Origin of the sequence: Undibacterium sp. Di27W, assembly GCF_049340345.1 — a bacterium.
Lineage (GTDB): Bacteria > Pseudomonadota > Gammaproteobacteria > Burkholderiales > Burkholderiaceae_D > Undibacterium.
The window spans coordinates 1-391 of record NZ_JBMPOS010000116.1 but is presented as its reverse complement, the minus strand read 5'-3'; the positions used below and the strand labels follow the sequence as shown (position 1 = coordinate 391).

The 391-nt window shown below is 53.5% G+C and carries 1 pseudogene; it reads left to right on the top strand.

Annotation, left to right across the window (positions count from 1 at the left end):
* Positions 1-60 precede the first annotated feature (60 nt).
* A pseudogene (locus tag ACO0LF_RS31550) lies at positions 61-391 on the top strand (MotA/TolQ/ExbB proton channel family protein); the annotation flags it as partial.

Below are 391 nucleotides of genomic sequence, written 5' to 3'. Positions count from 1 at the left end.
TCGTACATAAAAACAGCAGTAAGCAATACCAACCTTATTTTGTTAAAAGGAAGCACCTCAATGAAAACCCGTTTCTCCGCATTCCTGGCTGCAACACTCCTGGCTTTGACAGCCGCCGTTGCCGTCGTACCTGCCTCTGCTCAAGCTCCAGCGTCTGCTTCTGCCTCCGCTCCTGCTGCTGAAGCCGCCTCCGCACCAGCAGCGCCAGTTGCTGACGCTGGCGCTCCTGCTGCACCTGCAGCAGCCAAAGAAGTCGTAGAAAATCCATACGGTCTGGACGCCCTCTGGAAAACAGGTGACTTCGTTGCCAAAGGCACACTCATCATCATGGTCATCATGTCCATGGGTAGCTGGTACATCCTCATCACCAAAATCATCGACCAGGTCAAAC